Raw genomic sequence first — 18147 nt, forward strand, 5'->3', positions numbered from 1 at the left:
ATTACTCAGCCGACACTTCGCGCTTGCCAGCACGGCTGGGGCGCTTGGCGGGAGTGGCGGCTTCGGCGGTCTGGGCGGCTTGGGCAGCCTCCATTTCCTCTTTCGAACTCACCACCTGACGCGTGTACTCGCGCAAGCCAGTACCGGCCGGGATGAGGTGACCAACGATTACGTTCTCCTTCAGACCCAGCAGCTGGTCGGCCTTGCCGCGGATGGCGGCTTCGCTCAGCACCTTGGTCGTTTCCTGGAAGGAAGCGGCCGAGATGAACGAGGCCGTACCCAGCGACGCCTGCGTGATGCCTTGCAGCGTGGGGCGCGAAACGGCGGGCTGGGCATCGCGTACTTGCACTAAGGCAAGGTCGCGGCGACGCAGGCTGCTGTTCTCGTCGCGGAGGCGACGGGCCGTCACAATCTGACCGGGCTTCATGTTGGTCGAGTCGCCGGCTTCGGTCACCACCTTCATGTCGATAATCATGTCGTTCTCGGCCATGAAGATGATTTTGTCAATCACCTGGTTCTCGAGGAACGACGTGTCGCCGGCATCCAGAATCACGACTTTCTGCATCATCTGGCGGACGACCACCTCGATGTGCTTGTCGTTGATTTTCACACCCTGCAAGCGGTACACTTCCTGAATCTCGTTCACGAGGTACTCCTGCACGGCGCCGGGGCCCTGAATGTTCAGGATGTCCGAAGGCGTGATGGCACCGTCAGAGAGTGGCGCGCCGGCGCGCACGAAGTCGTTGTCCTGCACCAGAATGTGCTTCGACAGCGGCACCATGTACTTCTTCTTCACGCCGTCTTTCGACTCCACGAAGATTTCGCGGTTGCCCCGCTTCACGGTGCCGTAGGTTACCACGCCATCGATTTCCGATACCACGGCGGGGTTCGACGGGTTGCGGGCTTCGAAAAGCTCCGTTACACGCGGCAGACCACCGGTGATGTCGCGGGTTTTGCCCACTGAACGCGGAATCTTGGCCAGGATGTGACCAGCAGTGATTTTATCACCATTTTCCACGTTCAAGTGCGAGCCCACCGGGATGCTGTAGCCTTTCTGGCCTTCCACATCGCCTTTTTTGCCGGGGCGCACGATGATGGACGGGTTCTGGTCCTTGGCCTTCGATTCGATAATCACCTTCTCGCGGTGACCGGTCTGTTCGTCCGATTCCTCGCGGAACGTGATGCCTTCGGTGATGGCGTCGAACACCACGGTACCGTCGAACTCGGCCAGAATTACGGCGTTGTAGGGGTCCCAGGTGTTCAGCTCGGCACCTTTCTCCACTTCCTGGCCTTCTTTCACCAGCATGAACGAGCCGTAGGGCACGTGGTTGGAGGTAAAGATGCGACCGGTGCCTTTCTCCACGATGCGGATTTCGCCCGAACGGCCCATCACCACATCAGCCTTGCGGCCTTCAGCGTCGGTGGACGTCACGGTGCGCACATCTTCGAATTCAACAACACCGGCGAATTTGGCTTTGATGCTCGATTCAACGGCGATGTTGGAAGCCGTACCACCTACGTGGAAGGTACGCAGGGTCAGCTGCGTGCCGGGCTCACCAATCGACTGAGCGGCGATAACACCCACGGCCTCGCCACGCTGCACCATGCGGCCCGAAGCCAGGTTGCGGCCGTAGCACTTGGCGCAGATGCCGCGCTTGCTTTCGCAGGTCAGCACCGAGCGGATTTCCACCGACTCAATACCGGCCACGTCGATGCGGCGCGTCGTGTCTTCCTTGATTTCCGAGCCCGAGGGCAGCAGCACTTCGTTGGTGTTCGGGTCCACGATATCGTGCACCGTCACACGGCCAAGGATGCGCTCCGACAGCGGCTCCACAATGTCCTCGTTGTCTTTCAACGCGAAGGTCTCGATGCCGCGGAGGGTACCGCAGTCCTGCTCGTTCACAATCACGTCCTGCGACACGTCTACCAGACGACGGGTCAGGTAGCCGGCGTCAGCCGTCTTCAGAGCTGTATCGGCCAGACCTTTACGGGCACCGTGCGTCGAGATGAAGTACTCGATTACGTCGAGGCCTTCTTTGAAGTTCGACAGAATCGGGTTTTCGATAATCTCGCCAATCGAGCCTTGCAGCGACTTCTGGGGCTTGGCCATCAGGCCACGCATCCCGCCCAGCTGACGAATCTGCTCGCGCGAGCCGCGGGCCCCCGAGTGCATCATCATGTAGATGGAGTTGAAGCCCTGGTTTTCCTTCTCCAGACGGCCCATCAACGTTTCCGTAATCTGGTTGTTGATGCGCGTCCAGATGTCGATAACCTGGTTGTAACGCTCGTTGTCGGTAATCAGACCCATCTGGTAGTTCTGCGTCACCGCGGCCACATCGGCCTGGGCTTGCTTCACCAGCACGTCTTTTTCCATCGGGATGTTGATGTCGCCGAGACCCATGCTCAAGCCGCCTTTGTAAGCCGACTGAAAACCTAGAGTCTTGATGTCATCGAGGAACTGCGCCGTGCGGGCCATGCCCGTGCGCTTGAACACCAGCGAGATGATTTGCTGGAGCTTCTTCTTGGTCAACAGCTCGTCCACAAAGCCCACTTCCGTCGGCACCAGCTGGTTGAACAGCACGCGGCCAGCCACGGTCTCGATGACTTTCGTCACGAGGTCGTCGTTCTCGTCGCGTACCTGGGTCCGCACCTTAATGAAAGCGTGCTTCGAGAGCTGGCCTTCGTTGATGGCGATAACTACTTCCTCGTCGGAGTAGAACACGCGGCCTTCGCCGGCGATTTTCTCATTGTCAGTGCTGCGCTTGCCTTTGGTCACGTAATACAGGCCCAGAACCATGTCCTGCGACGGTACCGCGATGGGCGCGCCGTTGGCGGGGTTCAGGATGTTGTGCGACGCCAGCATGAGCATCGAAGCTTCCAGGATAGCGGCCGGGCCCAGGGGCACGTGCACAGCCATCTGGTCACCGTCAAAGTCAGCGTTGAAGGCCGTACAAACGAGCGGGTGCAGCTGGATAGCCTTGCCCTCAATGAGGCGCGGCTGGAACGCCTGGATGCCCAGACGGTGCAGCGTAGGAGCACGGTTGAGGAGCACCGGGTGGCCTTTCAGCACGTTTTCCAAGATGTCCCACACCACGGCGTCCTTGCGGTCCACAATCTTCTTGGCCGACTTCACCGTCTTCACGATGCCGCGCTCGATGAGCTTGCGGATGATGAACGGCTTGAACAGCTCGGCCGCCATGTTCTTTGGCAGACCGCACTCGTGCAGTTTTAGCTCCGGACCTACGACGATTACCGAACGACCGGAATAGTCAACACGCTTACCGAGCAGGTTCTGACGGAAGCGGCCCTGCTTGCCTTTCAGCATGTCGGACAGCGACTTCAGGGCGCGGTTGCCTTCGGCGCGCACGGCGTTCACCTTACGCGAGTTGTCGAACAGCGAGTCCACGGCCTCTTGCAGCATGCGCTTCTCGTTCCGCAGAATCACCTCGGGCGCTTTGATTTCAATCAGGCGCTTGAGGCGGTTGTTGCGAATGATAACGCGACGGTACAGGTCGTTCAAGTCGGAAGTGGCGAAACGGCCACCATCCAACGGCACGAGGGGGCGCAGTTCCGGCGGAATCACCGGCACCATGCGGATGACCATCCACTCGGGCTTGTTCTCGATACGGGTAGCGGCGTCACGGAAAGCTTCCACCACGCGCAGACGCTTCAGGGCCTCAGCCTTACGCTGCTGCGAAGTTTCGTGGGCAGCGGAGTCGCGCAGCGAGTAGCTCAGTTCGTCCAGGTTGATGCGCTCGAGCAGCATTTGCAGCGCGTCGGCACCCATCTTGGCGATGAACTTCTGCGGGTCCTCGTTGGGCAGCATCTGGTTTTCGCGGGGCAGCTTGTCAATCACGTCGAGGTACTCGTCCTCGGTCATGAAATCGAGTTGCTGCACGCCTTCCTCAGCCATCGTGCCGGGCTGCACCACTACGTACCGCTCGTAGTAGATAATCTGGTCGAGCTTCTTGGTGGGCAGGCCCAGCAGGTAGCCGATTTTGTTCGGCAGGCTCTTGAAATACCAGATGTGGGCTACGGGCACCACCAGTTCGATGTGGCCCATGCGCTCACGACGCACCTTCTTCTCAGTCACCTCCACGCCGCAACGGTCGCAGATGATGCCCTTGTAGCGAATGCGCTTGTACTTACCGCAGTGGCATTCCCAGTCCTTCACCGGACCGAAAATCCGCTCGCAGAACAAGCCACCCATTTCGGGCTTGTAGGTGCGGTAGTTGATGGTTTCAGGCTTCACCACTTCGCCGGTGCTCCGCTCCAGAATTGCTTCGGGCGAGGCCAGCGAGATGGTGACTTTGGAGAAGTCCTGAACTACTTTCTTGTTTTTTGCAAAAGCCATTTGATTGGTTTTAAGCGTTTAGCTGTTGGCTTTGTTGCTGTTTGAGCCTTCGCACATCGCCAGATGGGCGCAAGAGTTTCAAACAGTTCGACGCTTAAAAAAGTGCCCTTGCGAAACAGATAGGTATGTCGAGCAAAGGCACTTTTAAGAAGGTCTATATTATTAATCTCACCGTCAGAGCAAAGGATGGGAAGGCCTTCGATTAAGATTCGCCGGGGTTTGTCGCTGTTATGACCATATCTCGGAACAGCCCCCGCTCCTCTTTCACCGAAGCGTTTTCGCATCCTCATTTACCGGAGCCGCTCAATCAGCCGCTCGTCCTGCCTGCCGGTAAGCAAGCTTGCGGGATACTGAAGCAGCTTTCGCCTCAGCACCCCGCGTTTCTCACTATTCCATCGTGATTTCGAGTGCCAGACCACGCAGTTCGTGGAGCAACACGTTGAACGACTCGGGGATATTCGGCTTGGGTAGCACGTCGCCTTTCACAATGGCTTCGTACGCCTTGGCGCGGCCCACCACGTCGTCAGATTTCACGGTCAGGATTTCCTGGAGGACGTTGGAAGCCCCGAAGGCCTCCAGTGCCCACACTTCCATCTCGCCGAAGCGCTGGCCACCGAACTGGGCCTTACCACCCAGCGGCTGCTGCGTGATGAGCGAGTACGGCCCGATGGAACGAGCGTGCATCTTGTCGTCAACCAAGTGACCCAGCTTGAGCATGTAAATCACGCCCACGGTTACCGGCTGGTCGAAACGGTCGCCCGTTAGACCATCGTGCAGGTAAGCACGGCCCCAGTCGGGCAAGCCAGCTTCGGTCAGCTCGCGAGCCACTTCGTCCTCGGTTGCGCCGTCGAAAATTGGAGTCGAGTAAGTACGACCCATTTTCAGACCAGCCCAGCCCAGCACCGTCTCGTAAATCTGACCAATGTTCATGCGGCTTGGTACACCCAGCGGGTTCAGCACGATGTCCATCGGCGTGCCGTCGGGCAGGAAGGGCATGTCCTCATCGCGCACGATGCGGGCTACTACACCCTTGTTACCGTGGCGGCCGGCCATTTTATCACCCACCTTCAGCTTGCGCTTCTTGGCGATGTAAACCTTGGCCAGTTGCACGATGCCAGCGGGCAGTTCGTCGCCTACTTCCAGCGTGAAGCGGTTGCGCTTGAAGCGAGCCGTGATGGTGTTACGGCGCTTGGCGTAGTTTTTCACCAGCTCCTGCACCAAACCATTCACGCGAGCATCAGCGGTCCACCCTTCCATCACCAAATCCTTAAACAGGTTGGCTTCTTCGGGCACGGCGTAGTTGCTCTCGTCCTTGTAAGGGTTCTTCTCGGGGAACAAGCCTTCCATAATGTTCTTACGGTTGAACTTCACACCCTTCGAAATCATCTCTTCACCAAAGCGGTGCTTGATGCCCTGCGACGTTTTGCCTTCCAGCAGCTGCACCAGCTTGTCGACCATGATGGCCCGCACGCCGCGTAGCTCCTGAGCATATTTATCCTTTAGGTCTTCCACTTCCTTCTTCGACTTAGCCCGGAGGTTTTTGTCTTTCTTAGGACGCGAGAAGAGCTTGGTACCGATAACCACACCATTCAAAGAGGGCGGCGCCTTAAGCGAGGCATCCTTCACATCGCCGGCCTTGTCGCCGAAGATGGCGCGGAGCAGCTTCTCTTCCGGAGTCGGGTCCGTCTCACCCTTCGGCGTGATTTTACCAATCAGGATGTCGCCTTCCCGCACCTCAGCGCCGAGGCGGATGATGCCGTTGTCGTCGAGGTTGCGTACGGCTTCTTCGCTCACGTTCGGGATTTCCGAGGTCAGCTCTTCTTCGCCGCGCTTGGTCTCACGCACTTCCAGCTCAAACTCCTCAATGTGAATCGAGGTGAAGATGTCGTCGCGAACCACACGCTCCGAGATGACGATAGCATCCTCGAAGTTGTAGCCCTGCCACGGCATGAACGCCACCTGCATGTTGCGGCCCAGGGCGAGTTCGCCTTGGTTGGTGCCGTAGCCTTCGCACAGGGGCTGGCCTTTGGTTACCCGCTCGCCGCGCTTCACGAGCGGCGTCAGGTTGAGGCAAGTGTCCTGGTTGGTGCGACGGAACTTGATGAGGTCGTAGGTAATTCGCTCGGCGTCGAAGCTCACCATGATGTCGTCCTCGGAGAGGTCGTACTTCACGACAATCTTGTTGGCATCCACGAAGTCAATCACGCCTTCGCCTTCCGACACTACGAGCACACGTGAGTCGGTAGCGATGCGGCCTTCCAGACCCGTGCCCACAATGGGAGCCTCGGGGCGGAGCAGCGGCACAGCCTGACGTTGCATGTTCGAGCCCATGAGCGCACGGTTGGCGTCATCGTGCTCCAAGAACGGAATTAGCGAAGCAGCTACCGATACAATCTGGTTCGGGGCCACGTCCATGTAAGTGTACTCCTCGGGGCTAACCACGGGGAAGTCACCTTCAAAACGGCCTTTTACCAGTTCCTGGGTCAGCTTACCGTTGTCGTCCAGCAGCGAGTTGGCCTGGGCGATGTGGTGCGTGTCCTCTTCCTCAGCGGTCAGGAACTTCACGTTCTCACTCATGTCCACCTTACCCGACTTAACATCACGGTAAGGCGTCTCGATGAAGCCCATCGAGTTCACGCGAGCGTGCACGCACAGCGACGAAATCAGACCGATGTTCGGGCCTTCCGGCGTTTCGATGGTGCAAAGACGACCGTAGTGGGTATAGTGAACGTCACGTACTTCGAAGCCAGCGCGCTCACGCGACAGACCTCCCGGCCCGAGAGCCGATACGCGACGCTTGTGCGTCACTTCGGCCAGCGGGTTCGTCTGGTCCATGAACTGCGACAGCTGGTTCGTGCCGAAGAACGAGTTGATAACGCTCGACAAAGTCCGGGCGTTAATCAGGTCGACTGGCTTGAAGTCCTCGTTGTCGCGCACGTTCATGCGCTCCTTAATAGTACGGGCCATACGGGCCAAGCCCACGCCGAACTGGGCGTAGAGCTGCTCGCCCACGGTGCGCACACGACGGTTGCTCAAGTGGTCAATGTCATCGACAATGGCCTTCGAGTTAATCAAGCCAATCAGGTATTTCACGATGAGAACAATGTCCTCATTGGTCAGCACCCGCGACTCCTGCGCCATGTCAATCTGCAGCTTCTTATTAATCCGGTAGCGGCCCACTTCCCCGAGGTCGTAGCGCTTATCCGAGAAGAACAGCTTCTGGATGATGTCACGAGCGGTTTCTTCGTCCGGAGCTTCCGTGTTACGGAGCTGGCGGTAAATCTGCTCAACGGCTTCTTTCTCCGAGTTGGAGTTATCCTTTTGCAGCGTGTTGTAAATAATTGCGAAGTCCGCAATGTTCACATTCTCACGGTGCAGGATTACCGACTTGGCGCCGGCCTCCAGAATCACGTCGATGTCAGCATCCTCAATCGTGGCATCGCGCTCCAGCAACACTTCGTTGCGGTCGATGGATACCACTTCGCCGGTGTCCTCGTCCACGAAGTCTTCCGTCCAGGTGCGCAGCACCCGGGCAGCCAGCTTGCGGCCCACCACTTTCTTGAGGTTTTTCTTGTCGGCCTTCACCTCTTCCGACAGTCCGAACAGGTCGAGAATGTCTTTATCGGTGCCGTAGCCGATGGCGCGAAGCAGCGTCGTCACCGGGAATTTCTTCTTCCGGTCGATGTACGCGTACATCACGTTGTTCACGTCCGTGGCGAATTCAATCCACGAGCCCTTAAACGGAATAATACGGGCCGAATAAAGCTTCGTGCCGTTGGTGTGCTTGCTCTGGGCGAAGAACACGCCCGGCGAACGGTGCAGCTGCGATACGATAACGCGCTCGGCACCGTTGATAACGAACGAGCCCTTCACGGTCATGTAAGGGATGTTCCCGAGGAACACCTCCTGCTCAATCGTCTCGAAGTCTTCGTTGTCCTTATCATTGCAAATCAAACGCAGCTTGGCTTTCAGCGGAACCGAATAAGTCAAGCCACGGTCGATGCACTCGTCAACCGAATATTTCGGCGGGTCGACGTGGTAATCGATAAAGTTGAGCACGAAGTTTTCGCGCGAATCCGAAATCGGAAAGTTCTCGGCGAACACTTTGAACAATCCTTCGTTAGAACGACGCTCAGCAGCGGTTTCCAACTGAAAGAATTCCTGGAACGAGCGCACTTGCACGTCCAGGAAGTCCGGGTACTCGATAACCTTCTTAATCTTGGCGAAATTGATTCGCTCGGCGGCCGTTTTCTTGAGGGCGGCCGTCTGTGCTTTCGGTGTAGCCAATGCGATGGGGATTATAAGATGGACACAGAAGCGTAAAGTGGGAAGCCGGGGTGGCGGCTCATCAGCGGCGCGATGCGCTCCCTAACCACCTGTGCAACAAGATGGTTAGCTGACATAGCAAAAGCGCGAACCGGGTAGCTCGCGCGGTTGACACGCTACAAACAGGAAAAGACCTGGCTAAGTTGCCAGGTCTAATCCTTATTCGAAGCGGGTCCGGAGATGCTTCAGGAGCAGAAATTACTTAACTTCTACTTCAGCACCGGCTTCCTCGAGTTGCTTCTTCAGCGACTCAGCCTCGTCTTTGGTTACGCCTTCTTTCAGGGGCTTGGGAGCACCGTCAACCAGTTCTTTGGCTTCTTTCAGGCCCAGACCGGTCAGGTCTTTCACCAGTTTCACCACAGCCAGTTTCTGGCCACCGGCAGCTTTCAGGATTACGTCGAAAGCAGTCTTTTCTTCGGGAGCCTCTTCAGCAGCGCCACCGCCACCACCAGCTACCATTACGGGAGCAGCAGCAGCCGGCTCGATGCCGTACTCGTCCTTCAGGATGCCTGCCAATTCGTTTACTTCTTTCACCGTCAGGTTTACAAGCTGCTCAGCGAATGCTTTCAAATCTGCCATTTCTGTAGATTGTTAAAAAATGTGTTGTTGAAAATTTAAAGAGGGGCGAAAAAGCTGCGGATTAAGCGGCCTCTTTTTCGCTGAGGGTTTTGAGGATGCCGGCCAGTTTGTTGCCGCCGCTCGACAGAGCAGAGATAACGTTCTTGGCGGGCGATTGGAGCAGGCCGATGAGTTCACCGAGCAGTTCCTGTTTGCCTTTGATGGTGGTCAGGCCTTCGAGCTGGTTGGCACCGATGTAGATGCTGGCATCTACGTAAGCGCCTTTCAGCACGGGCTTGGGCTCAACACCACGGCCGTAGTTTTGGGCTTTGTAGAAGTCGCGCAGCATCTTGGCAGGGGCCGAGCCGCTCTCCGTGGAGAACAGCACGCCCGACTGGCCTTTCAGTGCGGCATCCATTTCCGACGTGTCGTGGCCGAGGGTGTCCAGTGCTTTCCGGATGAAGGTGTTTTTGTACACCTTGTACTCCAGGCCGCGGGTGAACGCCAGGCGACGGAAGTCGTTGATTTTCGCTACCGACATTACCGAAGCATCGACAATGTAGAACGAGTTGTGCGATTGCATCTTTCCGCTCAACTCATCCACGAGGGCTTGTTTTTCTTCCCGGGTCATGTTTGGTTGGTTTAATTAGCTAGCGGAATTTACTTGGCTGTCCACCGGAACGGCGGGCGACATCGTGCTCGAGAGCGTGATACTCTTAATGTAGGTGCCTTTCGACGAAGAAGGCTTCAGGCGACCCAGCGTCTGAATTACCTCAAGAGCGTTTTCGGCCAGCATCTTCTCATCGAACGATACTTTACCAACCGAGCAGTGAATGATACCGGTTTTGTCAACTTTGAAGTCGATTTTACCAGCTTTCACTTCCTGTACAGCCTTGGCTACGTCGGTCGTTACGGTGCCCGACTTCGGGTTCGGCATCAGACCACGGGGACCGAGCACACGGCCCAGACGACCCACTTTGGCCATCACGGCCGGCATGGTGATGATTACGTCGATGTCGGTCCAGCCTTTCTCGATTTTCGAGATATAGTCGTCCAGACCCACGAAGTCGGCGCCGGCAGCAGTGGCTTCGGCCTCCTTGTCGGGAGTAACTAGGGCCAGAACGCGAACGGTTTTGCCGGTGCCGTGGGGCAGGGTGGCCACGCCACGAACCATCTGGTCCGCTTTGCGGGGGTCCACGCCGAGGCGTACGTCGATATCTACGGATGCGTCAAACTTGGTGTAGGTAATGTCCTTCACCACTTTGGCGGCTTCCACGAGGCTGCGCACTTGCGTCAGGTCGTGTTTGGCAAGAGCTTCCTTGCGCTTTTTGCTTACTTGTGCCATCTGTCTTTTCTCCGTTTAATTATTCAGCAAAAGGAGAATCGCCCTTGATGGTAATGCCCATGCTGCGAGCCGTGCCGGCCACCTGTTTCATGGCAGCTTCCACTTGGAAAGCGTTCAAGTCAGGCATTTTGGTTTCGGCAATGGTACGCACCTGGTCCCACGTCACGGAACCCACTTTGTTACGGTTCGGCTCTTTCGAGCCGCTCTGCAACTTGGCAGCTTCCATGAGCAGCACCGGAGCCGGTGCCGTCTTCACCACGAAGTCGAACGACTTGTCGGTGTACATGGTGATGAGTACAGGACAAACTTGGCCGGCTTTATCTTGGGTGCGAGCATTAAACTGCTTGCAAAACTCCATGATGTTCAAGCCTTTGCTACCAAGTGCAGGTCCTACCGGCGGCGAAGGGTTCGCGGCGCCTCCCTTTATCTGCAGACGCAGATAACCTCTGATTTCTTTGGCCATTGGATTGATTAGGCTGCGGCTCCTGCGTCGTAACTCGCGCTTGCCTCAGTATTTAAAACTCCTATTTGGAAGCCCCACCGACCCGGAGCGAATAATCGGTGTGGATATTTTTAATACACTAAAACGTCATGCTTCGCAGTGCTCGGCATGACGTTTCTGCTATGCTTCTTTTTCTACTTGCGTATAGCTCAGTTCTACCGGCTGCGAACGACCGAAAATCTTCACGACTACATTGAGCTTCTTGCGCTCTTCGAATACTTCGTCCACGTTGCCGGAGAAGCCGTTGAAGGGGCCATCCACCACTTTCACGAGTTCGCCCACTACGTAGGGCTTGTCGAGGGTAGCATCGGCTTGTTGCTCGGCCTCATCCACGATACCGAGGATGCGGTTCACTTCGGTGATGTGCAGCGGAACGGGCTTGTTGTTGGCCGCGTCCTTCTTGTCTTTGTCGCCGAGGAAACCAATTACGCCGGGCGTACTGGTGATGATGTGGTCGACCTCGCCGTGGCCCAGCTCGGCCTCAATGAGGATGTAGCCAGGATACAGGTTACGCTCGCGCACGCGCTTCTTGCCGTTGCGCATCTCAAACACCTTCTCTACCGGAATCAATACCTGGGGCACGTAGGTAGTCAGGTTGTGGCGCGCCAGCTCGGTTTCGAGGTAGTTCTTCGCTTTCTTCTCCTGGCCGCTCACCGAGCGCACCACGTACCATTTCAATTCGCTCATCTTCTTACCTGATTAGCGAAACGAGTTATAGAAAGCTTCCAACGACTCCTTGAAAGCCACGTCCATGAGACCTACCACTACGGCAAACACAATCGAGCCCACCAGCACGAGGCCGGCGCTTTTCTGCAGCTCGGTCGTGGAAGGCCACGTTACGTTGTAGCGCATTTCCTCGATGGTGGCGCGGAAATAATTGCTCAGTTTGTCCATTGTGATAAAGAACACAGCGTTGCCGCTGAAATAACATGGAGCGGACCAACCGGCCCAGATTGCACGAGTGGAGAGATTCGAACTCCCATCAAAGGTTTTGGAGACCTCTATTCTACCCTTGAACTACACTCGTGTAAAGACACTTCCCGCTAACGCATTTCGCTAAAGGGAGTGCAAAGGTAAGAGAAACAGTACACAAAACAAATACTTGCTTCTGTTTCAGTGTAAAAAAAGCCGCCCCCGAAGTTTCGAGAGCGGCTTTTTTACTGATTAAGCCGGAGCTTAGTCGAGAACTTCGGTTACCTGACCGGCACCTACCGTACGGCCACCCTCACGGATAGCGAAGCGGAGGCCTTTCTCCATTGCCACCTTGTTGATGAGCTCAACGGTGATGGTGATGTTGTCGCCGGGCATTACCATTTCAACGCCCTCGGGGAGGGTGATGATGCCGGTAACGTCGGTGGTACGCAGGTAGAACTGCGGACGGTAGTTGTTGAAGAACGGGGTGTGGCGGCCGCCTTCCTCTTTCGAGAGAACGTACACCTCAGCCTTGAACTTCTGGTGAGGAGTTACCGAGCCGGGCTTGCAGATAACCATGCCGCGACGGATGGCTTCTTTTTCAATACCGCGGAGCAGCAGACCTACGTTGTCACCAGCTTCGCCACGGTCGAGGATTTTGCGGAACATTTCCACACCCGTAACCGTCGACTTCAGGCCGGCAGCAGCGCCCATGCCGAGGATGTCAACCTGGTCGCCCGAGTTGATAACGCCGCGCTCGATACGACCGGTAGCCACGGTGCCGCGGCCGGTAATCGAGAACACGTCTTCAACTGGCATCAGGAAGGGCAGGTCGGTCAGACGAGCAGGAATCGGAATGAACGAGTCAACCGCGTCCATCAGCTCGTTGATTTTGGGAACCCAGTTGGCATCGCCGTTCAGGCCGCCGAGGGCCGAACCCTGGATAACCGGAATGTTGTCGCCGTCGAAGTCATAGAACGAGAGGAGTTCGCGGATTTCCATTTCCACCAGCTCGAGGAGCTCGGGGTCATCCACCATGTCCACTTTGTTCATGAACACCACCAGCTGGGGAACACCTACCTGACGGGCGAGCAGGATGTGCTCACGGGTCTGGGGCATCGGGCCGTCGGTAGCAGCTACCACGAGGATAGCGCCGTCCATCTGGGCAGCACCCGTTACCATGTTCTTCACGTAGTCGGCGTGACCGGGGCAGTCAACGTGGGCGTAGTGACGGTTTTTGGTGGAGTACTCTACGTGAGCGGTGTTGATGGTGATACCACGCTCTTTTTCTTCGGGAGCATTGTCAATCGAAGAGAAGTCACGCTTTTCGGCCAGGCCCTGGTTTGCCAGCACCATGGTGATAGCAGCGGTCAGGGTCGTTTTGCCGTGGTCAACGTGGCCGATGGTGCCGATGTTAACGTGCGGCTTGGACCGGTCGAAATTTTCTTTAGCCATTGTAAAGAGTAAAAAAAGAGGTGGTGAAGTGAATTTGAAGGTAAAAACCGGACCTACACGAAGAAAGCGAGACTCAGCCCCTACTGTAATAGAAAACTGTGCGTCGCTTGCCTGAGAGAACCGTGCCGGCGGCCGGAATAACTCCGACCGCTGGACTTGAATTAATCTGAGCCATTTATGGGATTTGAACCCATGACCTCTTCCTTACCAAGGAAGTGCTCTACCACTGAGCTAAAACGGCTTATTCTGAAAACGTGAGCGGGAGACGAGGTTCGAACCCGCGACCTGCAGCTTGGAAGGCTGCCGCTCTACCAACTGAGCTACTCCCGCAGATGGCATCATGTAAAAAGTGGGGGTAACAGGACTCGAACCTATGAACCCGAAGGAGGTGAGTTACAGTCACCCGCAATTGCCGCTATGCGATACCCCCATTTTTGGTGCTCCTCGGCCGATTGCCGAGAGGCGCTTTCCCTTTGATTCGCTGGCTGCCGAGGCAGTAGTGTTTCGTAAGGAGCTGCAAAATTAGAGGTTTTTCGACACAAGGCAAGTGCTGCAGCAAAAAAAGGTTGTTCTTTTTTTGCTGCTTTTGCGGAAGTCGCTTTTACATAAGGTTATAAAATGCTTTGAGTCGGTCATCAGTTTCCTTCTCGCGGATGTTTTGCAGCGTGGCTTTCATACCGGGCATGGAGGGAAGCAGCAAAGCGAGGCTCTTGTAGGCACCCAAGCGGATTTCGTAGCGCGGCGCATTGCGGGCGTAGTCTTCCAGGATTTTGATGCCGTTATCGCGCTCTACCGCGGGAATGTGGGTCATGAGCGTGCCGAAGGACTGGAAGTAGCTGTACAAGTCCATTTCGGTGACATCGGGCAGGCGGCGCAGGAACCAGGGGTACTGGTCGAGGCCGCCGTTGAGGGCATAGTAGTCGGCAATGGCGAGGATGAGCGGGCCGCTGCTGGTGTTCTCGATAGCAGCTACCTGCTGGCGGGTGTTGGGCTCGGGCTTTTTGGCCAGTACCTGGATGGCGGCGGCGGCAACCAGGGCAGAGCTGTCGGCGACGGCGGCGCCGTAGATGGGGCCGTAGTTGCCGTCGGGGAAGGTGGCGAGGGTGGCAATGGCCTGGGCGCGGACGCGGGAGTTGCGGTCGGAGGCGGCGAGGCGCTGGATGTCTTTGCGCATACCTTCGGGCTCGGGGCCGCGGTAGCGGCGGAGGTGGTCGAGGGCGAGGCGGCGCACTTGCCAGAACTTGTCGTTTAGGGCATTGCGGAGCATGCTACTCACGGCTAGGTCGGCGGTTTTGTTTTGCAGCAGTTCCATTACCTCGGATTTCTGCTGGTAGGTTTTGGCGTGGTAGAACTGGAAGACTAATTCATCCTGGCTGCGGTCTTCGTCGATTTGGGCCAGAAGCTGGTTTTCGCTGTCGAATTTGACCAGGACCGGCTTCTGGCCGGCGGGCAGCGTGAACGTCTGGTCGGCTTTGGTGACGGTGATGCGGTGCTCGGTGGGCTGGTTGCCGTTGGTCCAGACGGCCACGCTGACGGGCAGGCGGTAGACGGGCTGGAACAGCGTGTCTTGGGTTTGTTGCACGTGCAGACTTACCTGGCCATTGGCGTAGTTGTGCGAAATGCGCAGTTCCGGGTGGCCGCGCTGCATGAACCACTGGTTGAAAAACCAGGTAAGGTCCTCGCCGGTGGTTTCCTCGAAAGCGGTGCGCAGCTTCGATACTTCAACTGCTGACAGCTTATTTTGGGTGAGGTAGCGGTTCAAGGCCGTGAAGAAGGCGTCGTCGCCCACGTACTTGCGGAGCATGTGAAGCACGCGGCCGCCCTTGTCGTAGGAGTGGCGGTCGAACATATCCTCACGGTTGACATAGCGGTAGCGGATAAGAGGCTCGCGCTTGGCGGTGGCTTCTTCGAGGTAGTTGTTGAGCTTAATTTCCTGCACCAAGCTGGCCTCGTCGGGTCCGTATTTGTATTCGGCCCAGAGGTATTCGGAGTAGTCGGCGAAGGACTCGTTCAGGGGCAGGTTACTCCAGCTTTCGCAGGTCACGTAGTCGCCGAACCAGTGATGGAACAACTCGTGGGCGATGACCGATTCGGCGGTTTGGTAGTTGGCGTCGAGCAAGTCTCGCTTCGTGGCTTGGATGGTGCTGCCGTGGGTGGTGGCGGTGGTGTTTTCCATGGCGCCGCTCACGTAGTCACGCACGGCCACCTGGGCGTATTTCTCCCAGGGGTACTCCACGCCGAGCTTTTTAGAGAAGAAATCCAGCATTTCGGGCGTGTGGCCGAAGATGGCGCGGGCGGTGCCAGCGTACTGGGGCTCTACGTAGTAGTCGACGGGCTTGCCGTGCCAGGAGTCGTTCACCACGGCGAAGTCGCCCACCACCATCGTGGCGAGGTAGGGCGCATGGGGCTGGGTGAGCTTCCAGGTATCGGTGCGGGTGCCGTCGGCGTTGGCACGAGAGGAAGTCAGGGTGCCGTTGGAAAGCGTTTTGAACTGCTTTTCCACCGTCAGGCTGATTTCCTGCGTCATGCGCTGGTTGGGCTTGTCGATGGTGGGGAACCAGCAGGAGCTGGCTTCGGTCTCGCCTTGCGTCCAGATTTGACGCGGCTTGTTTTTCTCGGTGCCCAGCGGGTTGATGAAGTACAGGCCCTTGTCGGAAGTGATGGCGGCGGAGCCGCCTTGGGGCAGCTCGTTGGGCTTGGCCACGTACACAATGCGCAGCTGGTAGGGCGTAGTGCGTGGGTAGGGCTGGCCGAGGGCGATGACGAGCTTGCGGCGGTTGTAATTGTAGTTGAGGCTGCGGTTTTTCTTCTCTCCTACCAACTCAATCTTCTGGATATCGAAGCCTTTGGCATCGAGCACCACTTCCGACTGCGGGTAGAAATGCGAACGTAGCGTGAGCACGGCCGTGCCCAGCAGGTACTGCTTTTTGTAGTCGAAGCGCACGTCGAGCTTCGTGTCCAGTACATCGGTGAGGATGGTGGCGGCGGGCTGCAAGGGGGCCTCGGCGGGCAGCCAGGAGGGCACTACCAGGCCGGCCGGGGCGGGCGCGGGCGTAGCGGTGGGGGCCGCTTTCTTGTGCACCGGCGCCTTCGGTAGGGGCTTGCTGCTGCGCGGCTTAGTGACTTGGGCAGCAGCCACTAACTGCACCAATAATAGCAGACTGGTGAGGCCTGGAACCAGATACTTCATGCCAACAAGAACGGGCGAAAAACGCGTCAATTTCTGAATTAATTTGAGATTTGGGCTACCTTTAACCCCAGCTTTCCTCCCACCCTATTCACTGCAGATGCTTCAAATCAGCACCGGCCCCGGTCAACTCTGGGAAGTTGACTACCGCGCCGCCGACACTGTCACGCTCAACGGGGAGCCTTTTGCCTGGGATTTAGTCGATTTAGGCGAAGGCCGCTTCCACGTGCTCCACGAAGGTCGCTCCTACAAGGCCGAAGTTGTATCGGCTGACTTCGCCACGAAAAACATCGTACTCAAAATCAACGGCCAGCGCGTCGAGCTTAACGCCAAAGACCGGTTTGACCTGTTGCTCGAACGCCTTGGCATGAGCAACGCCACCGCCGCGAAAGTGAACGAGCTGAAAGCTCCCATGCCCGGGCTTATCGTTGACATTCGGGTTGCACCCGGCCAAGCCGTGCACAAGGGCGACCCGCTGCTAGTGCTCGAAGCCATGAAAATGGAGAATATCTTGAAAGCTCCGGCCGATGGCACCGTAGGTAGCATCAAGGTGAACCTGCGCGACAACGTGCAGAAGGGCCAAGTGCTGGTGCAGTTCTCGTAACTGTCTTTATCATTCCGACATTCTTATTCACTACGACTTGAAATACAACCGCATTCTTCTTAAGCTCAGCGGCGAAGCGCTGATGGGCCAGCAGCAGTACGGCATCGACGCCGAGCGGCTGATGCAGTACGCCTCCGAAATTAAGGCTGTGGCCGCCACTGGCGTGCAAGTGGCCGTGGTGATTGGCGGTGGCAACATCTACCGCGGTGTGGAGGCCGAAGCATTCGGCCTTGACCGCGTGCAGGGCGACTACATGGGCATGCTGGCCACGGTCATCAACTCCATGGCCCTGCAAAGCGCCCTTGAGAAGCTGGAGGTGAGCACGCGCCTGTTGTCGGGCCTCACCATTCAGCGGGTGTGCGAGCCCTACATCCGTCGGCGCGCGGTGCGACACCTGGAGAAGGGCCGCGTGGTGATTTTCGGGGCCGGCATTGGCTCGCCTTACTTCACCACTGACTCGGCCGCGTCGCTGCGAGCCATTGAGATTGAAGCCGACGTGGTGTTGAAAGGCACCCGCGTGGACGGCATCTACACCGCCGACCCGGAGAAGGACCCCACGGCTACGCGCTTCACCGAAATTACTTTTGATGACGTGCTCAGCAAGAAGCTGAATGTGATGGACATGACGGCGTTTACGCTGTGCAAGGAGAATAACCTGCCCATCATCGTATTCGACATGAACACGGCCGGCAACCTGGAGCGTCTGCTCAACGGCGAGCCCATGGGCACGCTGGTGCACGACGGCGGCAAGGGCGACGGCCGTAAGCACTCGCTCGACCCCATCAACAGCTTATTGCAGCCGCTGGTGGGCAAGCTGCCGGAACAAGCGTAAGAAATTTTGAATGTTGGGTTTTGAGGGTTGAGTTATTCTCTCGGCCCCGACTCAACATCATTCAACAGTCAA

12 protein-coding genes and 4 tRNA genes are annotated in these 18147 nt (G+C 57.2%); 2 read left to right on the forward strand and 14 right to left on the reverse strand.

From position 1 onward, the window contains the following. Position 1: 1 nt before the first annotated feature. From rpoC to MTP16_RS02385, 14 genes are all read right to left on the reverse strand, one after another. A complete protein-coding gene (rpoC, locus tag MTP16_RS02320; protein WP_243515622.1) occupies positions 2 to 4354 on the reverse strand; it encodes a DNA-directed RNA polymerase subunit beta' in 4353 nt (1450 codons plus the stop codon). Between the two features lie 387 nt (positions 4355 to 4741). Beyond that, positions 4742 to 8587 carry a DNA-directed RNA polymerase subunit beta gene (rpoB, locus tag MTP16_RS02325; RefSeq protein WP_380286996.1) on the reverse strand — a complete coding sequence of 1282 codons (3846 nt, stop codon included), beginning with the start codon at positions 8585 to 8587 and terminating at the stop codon, positions 4742 to 4744. A gap of 291 nt (positions 8588 to 8878) precedes the next feature. Beyond that, positions 8879 to 9259: a 50S ribosomal protein L7/L12 gene (rplL, locus tag MTP16_RS02330; RefSeq protein WP_243515626.1), complete on the reverse strand. Its 381-nt coding sequence runs from the start codon at positions 9257 to 9259 to the stop codon at positions 8879 to 8881. 61 nt (positions 9260 to 9320) lie between these two features. Next, a complete protein-coding gene (gene rplJ, locus MTP16_RS02335; RefSeq protein WP_243515630.1) occupies positions 9321 to 9869 on the reverse strand; it encodes a 50S ribosomal protein L10 in 549 nt (182 codons plus the stop codon). A 15-nt stretch (positions 9870 to 9884) separates the two neighbouring features. Next, entirely contained in the window at positions 9885 to 10583 is a 699-nt protein-coding gene (rplA, locus tag MTP16_RS02340) for a 50S ribosomal protein L1 (protein ID WP_046245264.1), read from the reverse strand. A gap of 19 nt (positions 10584 to 10602) precedes the next feature. Next, a complete protein-coding gene (gene rplK, locus MTP16_RS02345; protein WP_198067444.1) occupies positions 10603 to 11046 on the reverse strand; it encodes a 50S ribosomal protein L11 in 444 nt (147 codons plus the stop codon). A 159-nt stretch (positions 11047 to 11205) separates the two neighbouring features. Beyond that, complete coding sequence (gene nusG, locus MTP16_RS02350; protein ID WP_196286002.1) at positions 11206 to 11772, reverse strand: transcription termination/antitermination protein NusG; 567 nt, start codon at positions 11770 to 11772, stop codon at positions 11206 to 11208. A gap of 12 nt (positions 11773 to 11784) precedes the next feature. Next, positions 11785 to 11979 carry a preprotein translocase subunit SecE gene (gene secE, locus MTP16_RS02355; protein ID WP_243515633.1) on the reverse strand — a complete coding sequence of 65 codons (195 nt, stop codon included), beginning with the start codon at positions 11977 to 11979 and terminating at the stop codon, positions 11785 to 11787. A 62-nt stretch (positions 11980 to 12041) separates the two neighbouring features. Next, positions 12042 to 12112: transfer RNA gene (locus tag MTP16_RS02360), tRNA-Trp, on the reverse strand. Positions 12113 to 12261: 149 nt separating this feature from the next. Next, the gene (gene tuf / locus MTP16_RS02365; protein WP_196286000.1) at positions 12262 to 13452 is read right to left on the reverse strand and encodes an elongation factor Tu; all 1191 of its coding nucleotides are present in this window, start codon (positions 13450 to 13452) and stop codon (positions 12262 to 12264) included. Between the two features lie 169 nt (positions 13453 to 13621). After that, positions 13622 to 13693, reverse strand: a tRNA-Thr gene (locus MTP16_RS02370). A 16-nt stretch (positions 13694 to 13709) separates the two neighbouring features. Continuing rightward, a tRNA-Gly gene (locus MTP16_RS02375) sits at positions 13710 to 13782 on the reverse strand. A gap of 20 nt (positions 13783 to 13802) precedes the next feature. Next, positions 13803 to 13882, reverse strand: a tRNA-Tyr gene (locus MTP16_RS02380). 171 nt (positions 13883 to 14053) lie between these two features. Then, positions 14054 to 16642 (reverse strand): M1 family aminopeptidase, encoded by a 2589-nt coding sequence (locus MTP16_RS02385; RefSeq protein ID WP_243515636.1) that lies wholly within the window; start codon positions 16640 to 16642, stop codon positions 14054 to 14056. Between the two features lie 97 nt (positions 16643 to 16739). On the opposite strand from MTP16_RS02385, the gene MTP16_RS02390 reads away from it, so the two are divergent. Beyond that, a complete protein-coding gene (locus MTP16_RS02390; RefSeq protein ID WP_243515639.1) occupies positions 16740 to 17243 on the forward strand; it encodes a biotin/lipoyl-containing protein in 504 nt (167 codons plus the stop codon). A gap of 37 nt (positions 17244 to 17280) precedes the next feature. After that, entirely contained in the window at positions 17281 to 18075 is a 795-nt protein-coding gene (gene pyrH / locus MTP16_RS02395; protein ID WP_243515644.1) for a UMP kinase, read from the forward strand. Positions 18076 to 18147: the final 72 nt, after the last annotated feature.

The organism is Hymenobacter monticola (genome assembly GCF_022811645.1).
GTDB lineage: Bacteria > Bacteroidota > Bacteroidia > Cytophagales > Hymenobacteraceae > Hymenobacter > Hymenobacter monticola.